At 47.2% G+C, this 2,485-nt stretch carries 3 protein-coding genes; all 3 read left to right on the forward strand.

The features are described from left to right. The first annotated feature begins 318 nt into the window (after positions 1 to 318). A complete protein-coding gene (locus tag CLFS41_RS06640; protein ID WP_200895082.1) occupies positions 319 to 1,641 on the forward strand; it encodes a methyl-accepting chemotaxis protein in 1,323 nt (440 codons plus the stop codon). A 1-nt stretch (position 1,642) separates the two neighbouring features. Beyond that, the gene (locus CLFS41_RS06645) at positions 1,643 to 1,957 is read left to right on the forward strand and encodes a DUF2523 family protein (RefSeq protein ID WP_017822026.1); all 315 of its coding nucleotides are present in this window, start codon (positions 1,643 to 1,645) and stop codon (positions 1,955 to 1,957) included. Next, positions 1,954 to 2,485: zonular occludens toxin domain-containing protein (locus CLFS41_RS06650; protein WP_045091827.1), on the forward strand; the 532-nt coding region annotated here is incomplete at its 3' end. The genes CLFS41_RS06645 and CLFS41_RS06650, both read left to right, overlap by 4 nt.

Raw genomic sequence — 2,485 nt, forward strand, 5'->3', positions numbered from 1 at the left:
CTCTTGCTAAGCGTGCTGTGAACAAGGCTTAAGTTTATGTTGGCCGTTCTCCACGATGTCCAACTCATCGTCTTTGTGCTTTTGGGTGGCATTGCCGGATACGTGGCCAGCCAAAACTTTAGAGGATAAGGGGGCTTCGGCTCCCTTTTTTATTGGTTTAATACAATGAATCACTATCTCCGTTTTTTTATTGCCCTTGTTATTCTGTGTGCTAGTAGTCATACGTATGCTTTAGAAGCTCGTATTGGTCATATGCAAATGAGGGGTTGTGGCTCTCAAGGTGAATGGGTTGACCCTTACAAGGTGAATACTTGTTTTTTGGATACTGGGTATTTCGACACATGCACATTTGAGAAGACACCCTATTCTAATGCTCGTTATCCCTATCAAACAGTTTGTGATAATGGACTTGGTCTTGGCTATTATGAGGTGCGTTGTCCAGAAAATAGCGAGTTTGATCCCTCCACCTTACGTTGCAAATCGGTTTGTGAATATGGCAAGAACCCTGACGGTACTTGTATGGACGCTTGCCAGTTCAAAAAATCCATTGATGAAATCAAATCGCTTCAGTGGTTGGCTTATGTCTATGGCGAACAAGTGACAGGGTCATGTTATGGCGATTATGGCGCAACCCGTTGTGAATTGGAGCGTACTCCTAGTGATAGTACGCTGTGTACGGGCGTTGATTCCGGCCAATGGACACAAAACACCATCTGTCATGGTAACTTTCAATTCACAGGCAACCAGTGTGAAGGCGGTACACTCTTCTGGGGTAAAGATGGCCCTGACACCCCTATTATTCCTGATGACCCCATTCATGACCCTGACGACCCAACAGGCGACATCGAAGACCCTAGCATATTACCTGATGGCTCAACCAATACGGTGAATCCACCGGATACCGACAGTGAGCCAGACGTGGAAGAGCCTGACACCGATGAATCGACAGACACGGCAGTTCTGAAAGCCATTACTGGGATGAATAAGGACGTCAACAAAGCACTAAACGACATGAACATCGACATCAATCAAGCCAATGCTGACGTTCAAAACCAAATCATTGCGCTGAATGCGTCGATGGTCACCAACACGCAAGCCATTCAAAAGCAGCAAATCAACGACAACAAGATTTACGAAAACACTAAGGCCCTTATCCAACAAGCGAATGCTGACATCACCACGGCCATGAACAAGAACACCAATGCCGTTAATGGTGTGGGTGACGATGTAGAGAAAATTGCAGGGGCAATGGATGGTATCGCGGAGGATGTTTCCGGCATTTCTGACACCTTAGACGGTATCGCAAACACAGATACGTCTGGTGCAGGTACGGGTGGTACGTGTATCGAGTCCCAAAGTTGTACTGGCTTTTATGAGTCGGGCTATCCCGATGGTTTAGGTGGTTTGGTGTCCGGTCAGTTAGATGATCTTAAACACAACACCATCGACAACTTTGTGAACTCGTTTGGTGACCTCGACTTATCCAGTGCTAAGCGCCCTTCTTTCGTGCTCCCTGTGCCGTTCTTCGGTGACTTCAGTTTTGAGGAGCAAATCAGCTTTGATTGGGTGTTCGGTTTTATTCGTGCGGTGCTCATCATGACGTCAGTGTTTGCGGCGCGTCGTATTATTTTTGGAGGTTAATATGGATTGGTTAGTCGATTTATTTAACAAGCTGTTGGTGTTCCTCTATCAGCTCTTAATCTCGCTGGTCAACATGCTCAAAGACCTGTTCTTTTGGGCGGTTGAGCAAATCATGGCAATGGTGAATCTGTTGCTCTCTGGTGTGTTCTCCCTATTCGCTCCGGTCGATATGAGCCAGTACATGACCAGTATTCCGCCTACTGTAGCTTGGGTTATGGCGGCGGTCGGTGTGCCTCAATGCCTGTCTATCATTCTGGCCGCTATTACGGTGCGTTTGATGCTGCAATTGATTCCGTTTACGAGGTTAGGCTCATGATATACGCCATAGCAGGAAGACCAGGTGGCGGTAAAACCTATGAGGCGGTTGCCTACCACATTATTCCGGCCATTAAGGATGGCCGCAAAGTCATCACCAATATCACCTTAAACATTGATTGGTTCGTTAAGGTGTTTGGTGAAGACGTTCGAGAACTCATCAAAATCGTGGATGGCCGTTTAACGGATTTTGGTTCAACCTCGCGTCCGTTCAGCCAGATTGAAGATTACTCAGACGAATGGCGCAATGAAAAAGGACAAGGGCCACTTTATGTGGTCGATGAGGCGCACATGAGCTTGCCAAGTCGAGGCTTGGCCGCGCCCATTCTAGAATGGTACTCAATACACCGTCACTACGGTGTCGATATCATCTTGCTCACGCAGAACATCCGCAAAGTGCATCGAGACATTAAGGACATGATTGAAGTGACCTACCGATGCACAAAGAACACAGCGATGGGCTCAACCAGTTCTTACACCAAGAAAGTGCAAGATGGTTGTGCCGGTGAAGTGGTGAACACCTCTACCC

It is taken from the genome of Clostridium sp. FS41, from assembly GCF_000954015.1.
Taxonomy (GTDB): Bacteria; Bacillota; Clostridia; order Lachnospirales; family Lachnospiraceae; genus Enterocloster; species Enterocloster citroniae.